The sequence below is a fragment of the Mariniluteicoccus flavus genome, assembly GCF_054776655.1.
This window is the reverse complement of sequence record NZ_BAAHBN010000002.1, coordinates 218,580-233,749: the sequence shown is the minus strand read 5'-3', so window position 1 is coordinate 233,749 and position 15,170 is coordinate 218,580. Positions and strand designations below refer to the sequence as shown.

14 protein-coding genes and 1 pseudogene are annotated in these 15,170 nt (G+C 70.4%); 6 read left to right on the top strand and 9 right to left on the bottom strand.

The window, feature by feature from the left end:
- Positions 1–176: 176 nt before the first annotated feature.
- The 4 genes and pseudogenes from tgt to hrcA all read right to left on the bottom strand — a co-directional run.
- Positions 177–1,397: pseudogene (tgt, locus tag ACYVAG_RS05105) on the bottom strand (tRNA guanosine(34) transglycosylase Tgt); the annotation flags it as partial.
- Between the two features lie 37 nt (positions 1,398–1,434).
- Entirely contained in the window at positions 1,435–2,175 is a 741-nt protein-coding gene (locus ACYVAG_RS05100) for a 16S rRNA (uracil(1498)-N(3))-methyltransferase (protein WP_460767423.1), read from the bottom strand.
- A 12-nt stretch (positions 2,176–2,187) separates the two neighbouring features.
- On the bottom strand, positions 2,188–3,354 hold the full coding sequence (dnaJ, locus tag ACYVAG_RS05095) for a molecular chaperone DnaJ (RefSeq protein ID WP_460767420.1): 1,167 nt from the start codon (positions 3,352–3,354) through the stop codon (positions 2,188–2,190).
- Positions 3,355–3,365: 11 nt separating this feature from the next.
- Positions 3,366–4,382 carry a heat-inducible transcriptional repressor HrcA gene (hrcA, locus tag ACYVAG_RS05090; protein WP_460767417.1) on the bottom strand — a complete coding sequence of 339 codons (1,017 nt, stop codon included), beginning with the start codon at positions 4,380–4,382 and terminating at the stop codon, positions 3,366–3,368.
- Positions 4,383–4,489: 107 nt separating this feature from the next.
- Here hrcA and ACYVAG_RS05085 point away from each other — a divergent pair, with 107 nt between their 5' ends.
- A complete protein-coding gene (locus ACYVAG_RS05085; RefSeq protein ID WP_460767414.1) occupies positions 4,490–5,374 on the top strand; it encodes an MBL fold metallo-hydrolase in 885 nt (294 codons plus the stop codon).
- 18 nt (positions 5,375–5,392) lie between these two features.
- Here ACYVAG_RS05085 and ACYVAG_RS05080 read toward each other — a convergent pair whose 3' ends face one another.
- Positions 5,393–6,175: an inositol monophosphatase family protein gene (locus ACYVAG_RS05080; protein WP_460767411.1), complete on the bottom strand. Its 783-nt coding sequence runs from the start codon at positions 6,173–6,175 to the stop codon at positions 5,393–5,395.
- Positions 6,176–6,278: 103 nt separating this feature from the next.
- Between ACYVAG_RS05080 and ACYVAG_RS05075 the strand changes: the two genes are divergently transcribed.
- Positions 6,279–7,334 (top strand): LacI family DNA-binding transcriptional regulator, encoded by a 1,056-nt coding sequence (locus ACYVAG_RS05075; RefSeq protein ID WP_460767408.1) that lies wholly within the window; start codon positions 6,279–6,281, stop codon positions 7,332–7,334.
- 158 nt (positions 7,335–7,492) lie between these two features.
- On the opposite strand, the gene ACYVAG_RS05070 is transcribed toward ACYVAG_RS05075, so the two are convergent.
- Both ACYVAG_RS05070 and ACYVAG_RS05065 read right to left on the bottom strand, forming a co-directional pair.
- Complete coding sequence (locus ACYVAG_RS05070) at positions 7,493–8,347, bottom strand: DUF3097 domain-containing protein (RefSeq protein WP_460767405.1); 855 nt, start codon at positions 8,345–8,347, stop codon at positions 7,493–7,495.
- Between the two features lie 69 nt (positions 8,348–8,416).
- The gene (locus ACYVAG_RS05065) at positions 8,417–8,638 is read right to left on the bottom strand and encodes a hypothetical protein (protein ID WP_460767402.1); all 222 of its coding nucleotides are present in this window, start codon (positions 8,636–8,638) and stop codon (positions 8,417–8,419) included.
- A gap of 70 nt (positions 8,639–8,708) precedes the next feature.
- Here ACYVAG_RS05065 and ACYVAG_RS05060 point away from each other — a divergent pair, with 70 nt between their 5' ends.
- Positions 8,709–9,431: a hypothetical protein gene (locus ACYVAG_RS05060; protein WP_460767400.1), complete on the top strand. Its 723-nt coding sequence runs from the start codon at positions 8,709–8,711 to the stop codon at positions 9,429–9,431.
- A gap of 151 nt (positions 9,432–9,582) precedes the next feature.
- Here ACYVAG_RS05060 and hemW read toward each other — a convergent pair whose 3' ends face one another.
- The gene (gene hemW / locus ACYVAG_RS05055; protein ID WP_460767397.1) at positions 9,583–10,974 is read right to left on the bottom strand and encodes a radical SAM family heme chaperone HemW; all 1,392 of its coding nucleotides are present in this window, start codon (positions 10,972–10,974) and stop codon (positions 9,583–9,585) included.
- Complete coding sequence (locus ACYVAG_RS05050; protein WP_460767395.1) at positions 10,971–11,792, bottom strand: S-methyl-5'-thioadenosine phosphorylase; 822 nt, start codon at positions 11,790–11,792, stop codon at positions 10,971–10,973. The genes hemW and ACYVAG_RS05050 overlap by 4 nt, the downstream gene beginning before the upstream one ends.
- 122 nt (positions 11,793–11,914) lie before the next feature.
- Between ACYVAG_RS05050 and ACYVAG_RS05045 the strand changes: the two genes are divergently transcribed.
- From ACYVAG_RS05045 to ACYVAG_RS05035, 3 genes are read left to right on the top strand one after another with little or no spacing between them, the layout of a single operon-like run.
- Positions 11,915–12,817, top strand: coding sequence for a carbohydrate ABC transporter permease (locus tag ACYVAG_RS05045; RefSeq protein ID WP_460767392.1), 903 nt, complete (start codon positions 11,915–11,917; stop codon positions 12,815–12,817).
- A gap of 34 nt (positions 12,818–12,851) precedes the next feature.
- On the top strand, positions 12,852–13,706 hold the full coding sequence (locus ACYVAG_RS05040) for a carbohydrate ABC transporter permease (RefSeq protein WP_460767389.1): 855 nt from the start codon (positions 12,852–12,854) through the stop codon (positions 13,704–13,706).
- Positions 13,707–13,761: 55 nt separating this feature from the next.
- Positions 13,762–15,114: an ABC transporter substrate-binding protein gene (locus ACYVAG_RS05035; RefSeq protein WP_460767387.1), complete on the top strand. Its 1,353-nt coding sequence runs from the start codon at positions 13,762–13,764 to the stop codon at positions 15,112–15,114.
- The last annotated feature ends 56 nt before the right edge of the window (positions 15,115–15,170 follow it).

Genomic DNA, 15,170 nt, shown 5'->3' with positions numbered 1-15,170 from the left:
AGCGTTGGGGATGCCTTCGCTCGCTCGGAGAGCGTGGTGGGCTCTGCTCGCTCGGAGAGCGTGGTGGGCTCTGCTCGCTCGGAGAGCGTGGTGGGCTCTGCTCGCTCGGAGAGCGTGGTGGGCTTCGCTCGCTCGGAGAGCGTGGTCGCCGCTGCCGCTGCCGCCGCGCGCTTCTTCGCATAGAACCGGCCGAGATAGTCCTCACGATGCGCCTCGAAGTCCCCCGACTCGATCGACGCACGGATGTCGTCGACCAGCCGGATCGTGAACCGCTCGTTGTGGATCGTCGCCAGCGTGAACGCCAACATCTCCTTCGCCTTGAACAGGTGATGCAGATACGCCCGCGTGTAGTTCGCGCACGTGTAGCAGTCGCAGGATTCGTCGATGGGGTTGAAGTTCCGACGGTTCGCCGCGGTGTCGATGTTGAACCGGCCGTCGGGGTGATAGATCGCCGCGTTGCGCGCCACCCGCGACGGCATCACGCAGTCGAACGTGTCGGCGCCCTGCTCGATCGCCGCGAAGAAGTCGTCCGGCTCGGAGATCCCGAGCAGGTGGCGCGGCCGGTCCTCCGGCAGCTCGTCACACACCCAGCCCACGATCGTGCCGAGGTTCTCCTTCTCCAGCGCGCCACCGATGCCGAAGCCGTCGAACGCCTGACCGTCGACCTCCATCGCGCCCAGGTCACGCGCGGCCTTGCGGCGCAGGTCCTCATATTGCGCGCCCTGCAGGACGCCGAACAGCGCCTGGTAAGGCTTTCCGGCCCGTTCGGTCGTCAGTCGCCGGTGCTCGGCGAGGCAACGCTCGGCCCACAGCCGCGTACGCTCCAGCGACTGCTCCTGATAGGCCCGCGTGTTCATCAGCGTCGTCAGCTCGTCGAACGCGAACATGATGTCGGCGCCGATCTGGTGTTGCACCTGCATCGACACCTCGGGCGTGAACCGGTGCACCGACCCGTTGAGGTGGGACTTGAACGTCACGCCGTCGTCGTCGACATGCGCCAGCCGCTCGCGGCCGGCGGCGATCACGTCGTCGTTGGACACGCGCGACACGTCCATCGCCAGCACCTTCTTGAACCCCGCCCCGAGGCTCATCACCTGGAAGCCGCCCGAGTCGGTGAACGTCGGCCCCGGCCAGCGCATGAACTCCCCCAGCCCGCCGGCCTCGTCGAGCAGGTCGGCGCCGGGCTGCAGATAGAGGTGGTACGCATTGGCGAGCACGGCCTGCGCCCCGACCGCCTGCATCTGCTCCGGCAGCACGGTCTTCACGGTCGCCTTGGTGCCGACCGCGATGAACGCCGGCGTGCGGATCTCCCCGTGGGGCGTCGAGATCACCCCCGTACGCCCGTGGCGGCCCTCGAGCCGGGAGTCGATGGAGAAGCCGAAGTCGGAGCTGGTCACGAGGGACGATCCTACGCGTCGCCCCACCCCAACAGCGTCACAAACGGCAGCGCAGCCGCAGGTGGGCCGTCGCCACCGCCCCCGCCGTCGACGTGCGCAGCACCCCGTCACTCACCAGCACCGCGCGCGCCCCCGCAGCCGCGAACGCCGCCAGCTCGTCGTCGCTGATGCCGCCCTCGGGCCCGACGACGACCATGACCTCGCCCGCCTCAGGAACCTCCACCTCGGCCAGCGACCGATCAGCCGACTCGTGCAACACCAACACCAGATCGACATCCGCCATCCGCGCCGCCAACTGCTTCGTCGACACCAGCGCCGAGACCTCCGGCGTACGCAGCCGCCGGCTCTGCTTCGCCGCCTCGCGCACGGTCGCGCGCCACTTGCCGAGCGACTTCTCGCCGCGCTCGCCCTGCCAACGCACGATCGACCGCGATGCCTGCCAGGGCACGATCTCCGACACCCCGACCTCGGTCAACATCTCGATCGCGAGGTCGCTGCGGTCGCCCTTGGCCAGCGCCTGGACGGCCACGATCCTCAACCCCGCCACGGATTCCGGCAACACCTCGGTCACCTCGAGATCAAGCCCCTGCTTGTCGGCCCCCACCACGCGCGCCCCGACGCCGCGCCCGGAACCGTCACCCACCACCAGCTCCTCGCCCGGCTGGAGCCGGCGTACGACCGCGGCGTGGCGACCCTCGTCGCCGCCGAGGCGCACGACCGATCCCACCGTGGGCAGAGGAGATGCCAGATCAGGCAGCAGGAACAGCGGACGGGTCACAGCCTCAGCCGATCACTTGAAGGCTTCGCGGAAGCGACCGAACATGCCCTTGTCGCGCTTCTGGCCCTGGACGTCGATCGACGTCTCGTCGCGCAGTTCGGCCAGGCGGCGCAGCAGCTCGCGCTGCTCCTCGGTCGTCTTCGTCGGCGTCTGCACCAGGAATGTGATGCCGAGGTCGCCCGGGCGGCCGGTGTCGATGCCGGTGATGCCGCGTCCCTCGAGGGCGATGCGCGTGCCGGACTGGGTGCCGGCCGGCACCTCGACGCTGACCAGACGGTCCTCCTCCTCGGAGCCCTCCCAGTCGGCCTCGAGCGTGCGTACCTCCACCGTCGTCCCCAGCGCCGCGGCTGTCATCGGGATCTTCACGACCATCTCGAGGTCGTCGCCATTGCGCTTGAACACCGGGTGTTCCGCGACCATCAGCTCGACATAGAGGTCGCCCGCGTCGCCGCCGCCGGGACCGACCTCGCCCTGGTGGGCCAGCCGCATGCGGTGGTTGCCGCTCACGCCGGCGGGCACCTTCACGGTCACCTCGCGGCTGGCGCGGATGCGCCCGTCGCCGTCGCATTCCACGCAGGGGTGGGGAATGATCGAGCCATAGCCGCGACAGGCCGGGCACGGCTGCGACGTGCGGATGTCGCCGAGGAACGACCGCTGGACGCTCACGACGTCGCCGCGGCCCTGGCACGTGCCGCAGGTCTGGGGCTTCGAGCCCTCCTGCGCGCCGGTGCCGCTGCACTTGGGGCACAGCACGGCGGTGTCGACGCGCACGTGCTTCGTCGTGCCGAACGCCGCCTCGTGGAGGTCGAGGCGCAGGCGCACCATGGCGTCCTGGCCCCGGCGTACGCGCGACCGCGGCCCGCGCGCTCCCCCACCGCCGCCGAACATCGCGTCGACGAGGTTGGTGAAGTCGAAGCCCTGGGCGCCGAAGCCCTCGAAGCCGCCGCCGCCGAATCCGCCGCCGCGCCCCGAGGGGTCGCCGCCGCGGTCATAGATCGCGCGCTTGTTCGGGTCCGACAAGACGTCGTACGCCTCCTGCACGGCCTTGAACTTGTCGGCCGCGCCCTCCTCGGTGGCGACATCGGGGTGGTATTGCATCGCCATGCGCCGGTAGGCCTTCTTCAGCTGCTCCGGCGTGGCGTCGCGAGACACCCCGAGGGTCTCGTAGTAATCGATCATGTGCTGGGTCGTCATCCTTCGTTGAGGAACCGGCCGACGTAGCGCGCGACCGCGCGTACGTTGGCCATGGTGGAGGGATAGTCCATGCGGGTGGGGCCCATGATGCCGAGCCCCGCCCAGACGTCGTCGGGGCTGCCGTACGCGGCCGTGACCACCGAGGTGGTCTGGAGCCCCGACACGGTGTTCTCGTGGCCGATGCGCACGGTGACGTCATCGGCGGTCGCCGCCTCGCCGAGCAGCTTGAGCAGCACGACCTGCTCCTCGAGCGCCTCGAGGACCGGCTTGACCGTGAGCTCGAACTCGTCGCCGAAGCGCGTCAGGTTGGGCACGCCGCCGACGACCACGCGCGTCGACGTGCCGGTGCCGAGCATCTCGAGCAGCGCGGCGATGCAGACCTGGGTCATCGCCTGGTCGTCGGTACGCGTGCGGCTGCTCAGCATCGCCACGTCGGCCGCGGCCTGGGCCGTCGTCTTGCCGGCCACGGCCTCGTTGAGCTGGTTCTTCAGCGCGGCGAGCGCGTCCTCGGTGTGGACCGGCAGCTCGATGGAGCGCTGCTCGACCCGGCCCGCCGAGTTGATCATGATCAGCAGCACCCGGTCGGAGCTGAGCGAGACCAACTCGACGTGACGCACCGTCGTGTTCGACAGGATCGGATATTGCACGATCGCGACCTGCTGGGTGATCTGCGCCAGCAGCCGCACGGTCCTCGTCACGACGTCGTCGAGGTCGAGGGCGCCCGACATGAACGTCTGGATCGCCTTGCGCTCCGGCGCGCTCAGCGGCTTGACGGCCGCCAGCCGGTCGACGAACAGGCGATAGCCCTTGTCGGTCGGGATGCGCCCCGCCGAGGTGTGGGGCTGGGTGATGTAGCCCTCGTCCTCGAGCACGGCCATGTCGTTGCGCACCGTCGCCGGCGAGACGCCGAGGTTGTGGCGGTCGACCAGGGCTTTCGAGCCGACGGGCTCGCGCGAGGAGACATAGTCGGTGACGATGGCGCGGAGCACATCGAGCTTGCGGTCGTCGAGCATCGTCCCCTCCTCGCCGTGCGTCGTGCGGTCGTCCGTGGTCCTGTGTGTGCCAGCGTGGTCGCGCCCCGGGTTGGCACTCTCCCAGAGCGAGTGCCAGTCTAGCGGCTATGGATGCGACCACCGGAAACCACGAAATGCGCGAGGAGCTCGGGGCCTGGCGGCAGGTCGCCGCCGGCGTCCACGTGCTGGTCGCCGAACCCGACACCGTCAACCTCGGCCTGGTCGTCGGCACCGAGCGCTGCCTGCTCATCGACACCGGCTCGACGCCGGCACAGGGCCGCGCAGTGCGCGCGTCGATCGCCCAGGTCACCGACCTCCCCCTCGCCGGTGCGCTGGTGACCCACGGCCACCGCGACCACTGGTTCGGCCTGCAGGCCTTCGCCGACCTCGACACGTGGGGGCACGAGTCGCTGGCGGAGCGCGTGGCCGCGCCCGTGGTGGCCGACGACCTCGACCGCCTCGGCCTGACGCGCGACGACCTCGCGGTGCCCTCCCAGCCCTTCTCCCTCGTCACCGCGATCGACCTCGGCGGCGTACGCGTGGAGGCGCTGCACCTCGGCCGTGCCCACACCGACGGCGACGTGCTCGCCCTGGTGCCCGGGGTGAACGTGCTGTTCACCGGCGACCTCGTCGAGCTGGTGGGCGACCCCGAGGCGCCGTGGTTCTCCGACGAGTCGTCGCCGAAGGGCTGGCCCGAGGTGTTGAACATGGCCATGGGGTTCGTCGACGCCGACACCGTCGTCGTCCCCGGCCACGGGCGCGTGGGCGGCCGCGACGACCTCGTGAACCAGATGGGTGCGCTGGCCGGGATCCCCTACGAGGCCGAGCGGATGGTCCAGTCCGGCGTACCGCTCGAGCGCGCGGGCGAGGAGGGCGAGTGGCCCTTCCCGTGGGCCAACATCGCGCCGGGGGTCGCGACCGCGTACGGGGAGATGAACGCGCTGGGCGTACGCACGCGCCTGCCCATCACGATGGCCGACCTGGGCGACTGAGCCCGGGCGACCGCGAACTCAGCCCTTCAGCGCCCCGCGCGCGACGTCCCATGCCTCGGCCGACGCGGCTGCGAGCAGCGGGCCCACCGGCGGACGCGCGGTGGTGTAGTCGGCCCCGTCGAGCGTGCGGGCGACGCCGCCGACCTCCTGCACCATCAGGGTTCCCGGCACGTGGTCCCACGGCTTCATGTTGCGATAGAGCAGGAAGTCGGTGCCGCCCGTCGCGAGGTGGGGATAGTCGACCCCACAACACCAGAACGTGAACGCGATCGGGTCGACCACGCCGTCGGGCGCCGGCCCGAGCAACTTGCGGTGGGACGTCGCCCCGCGCAGCGCGCCGAGGTCGGGCGCGGGACGGCTCACCCGCTCGCCGTTGCACGTCAGCCCGCCGCCGCGCTCCGCCACGAACGTGCGTCCGTGCTCCGGCTGGATGATCCAGCCGCGGACCGGCACGCCCCCGCGTACCTCGCCGACCATCAGCGCATAGTCCGCCAGCCCGCGCACGAAGTTGCGGGTGCCGTCGACCGGGTCCACCACGTACGCGCGATCGACCCGCGTCAGGGCGTCCACCAGTCCCGGGTCGGCCGCGGTCGCCTCCTCCCCCACGACGAGTACGCCGGGGTCGAGGCGCCCCAGCGCCGCCGTGAGCTCGACCTCCGACTCGCGGTCGGCCACCGTCACGTAGTCGCCGGGGTTCTTCTCGGCGATCTCGGAGTCGGCCAGCGACCGCCAGCGGGGGCGGACGACGCGCTCGGCGACGTCCCACAGCAGGTCGGTGATGGTCTCTGTGGGGACACTCATGGGGCCCATGATTCCTGAGTGCGTTGACACTCGGGGAGGGGGCGGCTGGTAGCGTCAATGCTGGAACGTTTCAGCGTTCCGCCCCGAGCCGCGAGGAGACGCCGTGCGCGTGACCATCAAGGACGTCGCCGCGGCCATGGGCGTGTCCCCCGCGACGGTGTCCAACGCGTACAACCGCCCCGACCAGCTCTCGGCAGCGCTCCGGGAGCGCATCCTCGCCAAGGCCACCGAGATCGGCTATGACGGCCCGAACGCCGCGGCCCACGCCCTGCGGTCGGGCAAGGCGGGGGCCATCGGGCTGCTGCTGAGCTATCGCCTGCAGTACGCGTTCTCCGACCCCTTCGCCGTCGGCTTCCTCGCCGGGGTGGCCGAGGCCTGCGAGGCGTCCGGCACCGCTATCGTCCTGCTGCCGCTCGCGTCCGACGACCAGGCCGCCGACCTCGCCGCGCTGCGCCGCGCCAACGTCGACGGTCTGACCGAGATCTGCCTGCTCCACATCCACGACGTGCGCGAGCTCGCCCGGCGCCGCGAGGTCCCCTTCGTGGGGACGTTCGTGAGCCCCGACTACGACCACGTCGCGATCGACGACGAGCGGGCCGGCGCGCTGCTGGGCGAACACCTCGCCTCGCTCGACCACCGCCGAGTGGCGATGGTCATCGACTCGGGCTCGCCCCCCGACACCCCCGTACGCCGGGTCGCGCGGCTGGCCCCCGGTGAGGCCTGGGACCAGTCACGGACGCAACTCGACGACATGTGGCACGTCCGCATCCGCGGCCTGGTCGCGGCGATGCCGGACGCGACGATCGAAGTGATCCAGTCGGGCACGAACTCGCTGGAGGCGGGACGGTCGGCAGGCGCGTACGTGTTGGACCGGGCCGAGCGCCCCACCGCCGTCGTGGGGGCCAGCGACGTGCTGGCCCTGGGCGTGTTGGACGCGATGGCCGTACGCGGGCTCCGCGCCCCCGGGGATGTGTCGGTCTGCGGCATCGACGACATCCCCGCGGCCGAGGCGGCGGGCCTGACCACGGTCCACCAGCCCATTCACGAGAAGGGGCTGCGGGTGGGCCGCCTCCTGCTGGACCCGACGCTGGAACCGCGTCAGGTCGTCCTGCCGATCCACCTGGTGGCGCGGGAGACGACGGGGCCGGCCGTTCCCTGAGCGAGGCCGCCCGCGGCCGCCACGTTCCCTGAGCGAGGCTGCCCGCCACCGCCACGTTCCCTGAGCGAGGCTGCCCGCCACCGCCACGTTCCCTGAGCGAGGCCGCCCGCCACCCCCACGTTCCCTGAGCGAGGCCGCCCGCGGCCGAGTCGAAGGGACTACCCCACGTGGTCCTGTGTCACGAAGTCGATGAGCTTCTCCACCTCGGTCAGCAGCTTCGGGTCGAGGTCGGACCACGTGTTCACCTTGGCGAGAATCGCCTGCCAGGCCCGCGCGATGTCGGTCTGGTTGCGGGCCGGCAGGCCGAGGTGGGTGCAGATGCCGGTCTTCCAGTCCTGACCCTTGGGGATATGCGGCCATTCCTTCAGCCCGACGCGCTCGGGCTTGACCGCCTCCCAGATGTCGATGAACCGGTGGCCGGTGACGAAGACGAACTCCGCGTACGGCCCCGAGGTCACCTGGTCGGCGATCCGCTGCTCCTTGGAGCCGGGCACGAGGTGGTCGGCCAGCACGCCGAGGCGGCGTCCCTTCTCGGGAGCGAACTTCTCGACGATCGCCGGGAGGTCGTCGATGCCGCCGAGGAACTCGACCACGACGCCGACGTGGCGCAGGTCGTCACCCCACACCTTCTCGATGAGCTCGGCGTCGTGGCGACCCTCGACATAGATGCGGCTGGGCAGCGCGACCTTGGGTTTCGTGTCGGTTCCGCGGCGCGAGCCCGACGCCGTGTGGGTCAGGGCCTTCGGGGTCGCGGCCTTCTTGCCGGGCACCTTGAGGTTCACGGGCTGGCCCTCGACGAGGAACCCCGGGCCCAGCGGGAAGGAGCGCTTCTTCCCCTTGCGGTCCTCGAGGATCACGATGCCGTTCTCCCAGCGCACCACGGCGCCGCAGAAGCCCGAGGTCGGCTCCTCGACGATGAGGTCCAGCTCCAAAAGCTGGTCTCGGGTCTGTGGCTTGTTGGCGCGCTGCCAGCCGGGCTTCAGGACGTCACGGGAATAGCGATCGAAGGACACCGGTCGAGGGTAGGCGCTGTGCACTGCACGCGCTCGGAGAAACGCGGGCAGCGGGTGAGCCGAACGCGTTCAGTCGCGCGACTCGGCCTCCGCATGCCGCTCGCGCAGGCGGTCGCGCACCTCGTCCGGGGTGTACGCGCGCCGCGCCCGCTCGTTGCGTGCGACCAACGCGCCGGTGGCGGCGACCGAAGCAACCCCGGCGAGGCCGAGCACCTTCCACAGCAGGGATCGGCGCGGCGGCTGGGGCTTGCGCGACTTGGCGGCGGGGCGTGCTGCGCGTCGAAAGAACATGGCCGCAGGCTAGTCGGCGCGGGGTGCGGTGAGCCGCGCCGGTCGGCCGCTCACCTGCAAGGATGACGCCATGGCGCCCTCCACCACACGTTCCTCCGCCCGGCCCCCGGTGTCGCTCGACGACGCCGTCGCCCACGCCCGCACCGGCGACCTGTGGATCTTCCGCGGCGACTCGCGGGCCGACCGCGCCATCCGTGCCGTGACGAACGCGCCGGTCAACCACGTCGGCATGGCCGTCGTGCTCGACGACCTGCCTCCGCTGATGTGGCACGCCGAACTGGGCCGCTCGCTCCGCGACCAGTGGACCGGCGACCACCACCGCGGCGTCCAACTCCACGACCTCCGGGCGGCGGCGCTGCGCTGGCACGACAGCTACGGCCAGCAGGGCTGGGTGCGTCAACTCTCCCCCGAGGTCGGCCGACGCCACGAGGACGCGCTCATGCGGGTCGTCGCACGCTGGGACGGCGCATCGTTCCCGTCGACCGCCGCGCTCGCGTGGCGCTGGCTGCGCGGGCGGCGCCTGCCCAGCGACCTGCCCCTGCCGGCCCTCCCCCGCCGCCACCGCGACGACGAGGCGGCGGCTCGAGCGGCCTCTGCGTACTGCGCGGAGGTCGTGGCCGTCACGCTCGAGCAGATGGGCATCCTGCTGCCCGGCAAGCCCGCCAACTGGTATGACCCCGGCCGGTTCTGGTCGGGTGACGAACTGCCGCTGGCGCCGGGCTGGGCGTACGGGCTGGAGGTCGGCGTCGACTTCACCCAGCCGACCGAGCCGACGGAGGTGTGGAGCGAGTAGGTGGCTTCGACTCGCTGGCGCTCGCTCAGCCAGCGTTTCCCGAGGCCTGCTGACCCCACCCACGTTCCCTGAGCGAGGCCGCCTGCGGCCGAGTCGAAGGGATCAACCCCACGTTCCCTGAGCGAGGCCGCCTGCGGCCGAGTCGAAGGGATCAGTCCAGCAGGTCCCGCACCACACCGTCGGCCATCAGCCGCCCCTGCAGCGTGAGCGCCAGGCGCCCGTCCCGCACCACACCCTGGCCCCGGTCGACGATTCCCTGCACCCGTGAGGATTCCGTGGGCGTCAGCACGTCCAGCGGCAGCCCGCGCGCCAGGCGCAGCTCGAGCAGGACGCGCTCGACGCGCCGGGTCTCGGCGTCGAGGACCTCGCGGGCGTAGGCGGGGCTCCTCGACTCGCTGGCGCTCGCTCGGAGAACGTCAGGGCCATCGGCGCTCGCTCGGAGAACGTCACGGCCATCGGCGCTCGCTCGGAGAACGTCACGGCCATCGGCGCTCGCTCGGAGAACGTCAGGGCCATCGGCGCTCGCTCGGAGAACGTCAGGGCCATCCGCGCTCGCCCGGACCTCGTGGGGAGCCAGCCGCCCCGCGTACGCCACCGGGTGTTTCACGTTCCAGAACCGCGTCCCGCCGATGTGGGAGTGGGCGCCGGGGCCGACGCCCCACCAGTCGCGCCCCAGCCAGTACGCGAGGTTGTGCCGGCACTCGTCGTCCGGCGTGCGGGCCCAGTTCGACACCTCGTAGGCCGCGAACCCCTGCCCCACCAGGAAATCCTCGGCGGCCAGATAGAGGTCGGCGTGCAGGTCGTCGTCGGTCATCGGCAGGCGCCCGCGCCGGATGTCGGCGGCCAGCCGGGTGCCGTCCTCCACGATCAGCGCGTACGCCGACACGTGGTCGGGCTCGGCCTCCATCGCGACGGCGAGCGTCGACTTCCAGTCCTGCAACGATTCCCCGGGTGTGCCGTAGATCAGGTCGAGGTTGACCGACTCGAACCCCGCGGCCCGCGCCTCGCGTGCGGCCTCGATGGGCCGGCCCGGTGTGTGGACTCGGTCGAGGGTGGCCAGCACGTGGGGCGAGGCCGACTGCATGCCGAACGAGATGCGCGTGAACCCCTGCTCCCGCAGGGATTCCAACCCGCGCGCGTCGATCGACTCGGGGTTCGACTCGGTCGTCACCTCGGCGCCGGGGGCGAGCCCGAACGCGTCACGAACCCCCTGCACCAGTCGGCCCAACTCAGCCGGCGGCAACAGCGTCGGTGTACCCCCGCCCACGAACACCGTCGACACCGCCGGCGCCCGTCCGTCGAGCACCCGCGCCGCGAGCTCGAGCTCGCGCAGGGCCGAGTCGACGTAGTCGTCGTGCGACGCCCCCGGCCCCAGTTCCGAGGCGGTGTAGGTGTTGAAGTCGCAATAGCCGCAGCGGGTCCGGCAGAACGGCACGTGGAGATACACCGAGAACGGCCGCTCCCCCACCTCGGCCAGCGATGCCGCCGGCAGCGACCCGTCGTCGGGGACCGGGTCGCCCTCGGGCAGCGCCGACGGCGTCACGGCAGCTCGAGCGGCAGGGTCATGCCGTCCAGCACGCGGCGGCACGCACAGCTGGCCTCGTCGTCGCCCTCTGCGGCCGGCATGTCGTCGATCACGCGCAGCAGCAGGCCCTTCAACCGGTCGATGTTCCCGGCGAACACCTTCAGGACCTGCTCGTGGGTGACGGCCTCGCCGCCCTCGACGCCCGCGTCGTGGTCGGTCACCATGCACACGGTCGTGAAGCACATGGCGAGCTCGCGCGCGATCGTCGCCTCGGGGACGCCCGTCATGCCGACGACCGACCAGCCCTGCGCGGCGTGCCACTGCGATTCGGCGCGGCTCGAGAAGCGCGGCCCGTTGATGACCACGAGCGTGCCGCCGTCCACCAGCGGGCCCGACGCACCGTCGGCGGCGTCCAGCATGACCTGCCGCCCGCGCGGGCAATAGGGGTCGGCGAATGCGACATGGATGACCGGCGCCCTCACCTCGTCATAGATCGTGTGGCCCCGTCCCCAGGTGCGGTCGACGAGCTGGTCGGGCACGACGAACGTGCCGGGCCCGAGTTCGGGCTTGAGCGACCCCACGGCGCACGGGGCGAGGACCTGGCGCACGCCGACCGCCCTCAGGGCCCACAGGTTCGCGCGATAGTTCACACGGTGAGGCGGGAACTGGTGGTGGTCGCCGTGGCGCGGCAGGAACGCGACCGTACGCCCGTTCACGTCACCGATCGCGACCTCGTCCGACGGGGCCCCGAACGGCGTCTCGACCTTCACCTTCTCGGGGTCGCTGAGGAACTCGTAGAAACCCGATCCGCCGATGATGCCGATGTCTGCACGCATGGGAAAAGCCTATGGCCTGGACCGACTGTCGCCCGCATTCCCAACCTGACTAGGGGTTTCGTTGACGCGTAAACCATCCCGGATGTGCACGCCCACCTACAAGTTTCAACTATGCTCGCCCCATGTCGACATCCGTACGCCCCGGCACGCGCGCCCGGGCCCGTCGCGAGGCGGTCTCCGCCTGGGCACTGCTGGCGCCCAGTCTCGTCGGCATCGTCGGCTTCCTGCTGCTGCCCATCCTCGTCGTGCTGTGGCTGTCGCTGAACCAGTGGGACCTGCTGTCCCCCATCCGTTTCGTGGGCCTGGACAACTGGGCCTCCGTGCTCTCAGAGCCTGTGTTCGGCCACTCGTTGCTCGTCACGCTGCTGTTCGTGGCACTCGTGATCCCCCTGCAGACCGCGCTCGGGCTGTTCGCCGCCGTGCTGCTGTCACGTGGGCTGCCCGGGTCGGCGCTCTTCCGCGTGATCTATGTCATCCCCTGGATCTGCGCCCCACTCGCGCTCGGCGTGGTGTGGAAATGGATCTTCGCCCCCTACAACGGCGCCCTGAACACCCTGCTGGGCCGCAACATCGACTGGCTGACCAATCCCGACCTCGCCCTGCCCGCCGTGGCCGCGGTGAGCATCTGGTCGCAGGTCGGCTACACCACCCTGTTCTTCCTGGCGGGCCTCGCCGGCATCCCCGGGTCGATCCTCGAAGCGGCCTCGCTCGACGGCGCGTCGGCGTGGCAGACGTTCTGGCGCGTGAAGGTCCCGCTCCTCGGCCCCACGCTGTTCTTCGTCCTCGTCACGGGCGTCATCTCGAGTTTCCAGGCCTTCGACCACGTCTATGCGCTGACCCCCAACGGCGGCCCGCAGGGCGCCACCGACGTGATCGCCGCCCGCATCTATCTCGAGGCCTTCCAGGGCGGCTTCAACCTGGGCCGTGCCTCGGTGATGTCGCTGGTCCTGTTCGCGATCCTCGTCGCCATCACCCTGCTGCAGCAGCGATTCTTCTCGAGCCGGGTGACCTATGACCTCAGCTGACGCTCCTCGTCTCGCTGGCGCTCGCTCGGAGAACGTGGGCCGGTCCACCCCGCGCGCGGCCGGCGTACGCCGCTCCGTGCTCGCCGACGTCGCGACCTATCTCGTCCTCGTGCTCGGCGCCCTGCTCACCCTCGCGCCCTTCGTGCTGTCGTTCATGACCGCGTTCAAGTCGCCGGGCCAGATGGCCTCCGAACTCGCGCTGAATCCGCCGAACCCCTGGACGGGCGAGAACTTCTCGAACCTGTTCGGCACCAGCGGGTTCATCTCGCCGATCATCGTCACCGCCCAGGTCGTCGTGGTGATCCTCGTCGGCCAGATGGTGTTCTCGATCATGGCCGCGTACGCGTTCGCCAAGATGACCTTCCGCGGCAGGGACGCCCTGTTCTGGGTCTATCTGGCCACGCTGATGGTGCCGCAGGTCGTGACCGTCATCCCGCTCTACACCATGTTCACCGCGGCCGGCCTGGCGAACACCTTCTGGGCGCTGGTGCTGCCGTTCTGCTTCGGATCACCGTACGCGGTGTTCCTCCTCCGCGAATATTTCCGCGGCGTCCCCGACGACATCGTGGCCGCGGCCCGCGTCGACGGCGCCGGCACGTGGCGCATCCTGTGGCTCATCATCGTGCCGATGTCGCGGCCGATCATCGCCACGCTGACGATCATCACGATCGTGTCTCACTGGAATAACTTCATGTGGCCGCTGATTATCACCACTGGCAGGGACTGGCAGACGGTGACCGTGGCGACCGCTGCGCTGCAGGGGCAGTACAACGCGAACTGGACGCTGGTCATGGCCGCCACCACGGTGGCCATGGCTCCCCTGCTCCTGGTGTTCGTGGTGTTCCAGCGCCACGTCATCAACTCGATCTCACTCACGGGGTTCAAGTGACCGACCCGTGGGTGACCAAGTGACCGGGGGACCACCCCCACGACCGAGGAGTGCCATGACCACCACCTTCAGCCGCCGGACGGGCCTGACCGCCCTTGCCGGACTCGCCGCGACCGCCATCGTCACCGCCTGCTCCCCCGCCCAGCAGCAGGGACGCACCGAGCAGACGGCGGGCGGCCAGACCACCGTCACGGTCCGCGTCTGGGACGAGCAGGTCGGCAAGGCGTACGAGCAGTCGTTCGCCGAGTTCACCAAGAAGAACCCGAACATCACGGTGAAGGTGACCCAGGTCCCCTACTCGAGCTATTTCGACAAGCTCCGCACCGACGTCGCCGGCGGCCAGGCCGACGACATCTTCATGATGAACGGCTCCTACATCGAGCCCTACATCAAGAACAAGAACATCTTCGAGATCGGCCCGGAGTTCGCGTCCCAGAAGGGCGAGTGGGTGCCGGCGGCGGTCGAGCAGTACACCTACGAGGGCAAGCTCATGGGCGTCCCCCAGCTCACCGACGGCGGCATCGCGCTGTACTACAACAAGGCGCTGCTGGAGAAGGCCGGAGTGAAGCCCGAGGACCTCGCGAACCTCACCTGGTCGCCCGACGGCACCGGCGACACGCTGACGGCGATGGCCAAGAAGCTCACCACCGACGCCGCCGGCAAGCGTGGCGACGAGCCCGGGTTCGACGGCTCGAAGCCCGGCACCTGGGGCTATTCGGCAGCCCAGGACCTGCAGGGCATCTACTACAACTTCATCGGCTCCAACGGTGGCGAGTTCCAGGACAAGCAGAACAACTTCACGTTCGCCTCGCCCGAGTCGACGAAGGCCTTCGAATACATCGTGAAGCTGATCAACACCGACAAGGTCGCCCCGGCCGCCGCGAACACCAACGCCGACGGCGACTTCACCCGCGACCAGTTCCTCCAGGGCAAGATCGCGCTGTTCCAGTCGGGCGTCTACAACCTCAAGAACGTCGCCGACGGCGCCAAGTTCGAGTGGGGCATCGCCCCGCTGCCGAAGGGCCCGAAGGGCGCCGTGTCGGTGGTGAACTCGGTCGTCATCGCCGGCAACGCGGCCACCAAGCACAAGGAGGCCACCGTCAAGGTGCTCCAGTGGCTCGGCTCCGCCGAGGGCGCGAAGTTCGTCGGCTCGTCCGGCGCGGCGCTGCCGGCCGTCTCGAGCGCCCAGTCGGCGTTCCAGGACTACTGGAAGGGCAAGAACGTCGACCCGACGCAGTTCGCGAAGGCGGGCGAAGGCATGACGACCCGCGCCCCGGCCGGCCCCAACTACTCGGCGGCGTTCAAGGCCTGGAAGCCGACGTTCGACGAGATCTTCCTCGGGCGTACGCCCGCGGCCCAGGGCCTGCCGAAGGCCCAGGAGGCGGCGAACAAGGCGATGCAGGGCTGACAGACCCTGCGGTGAACGACGCGGCGGCGGTCGCCAGCGGCTGGGCTCAGCTGCTG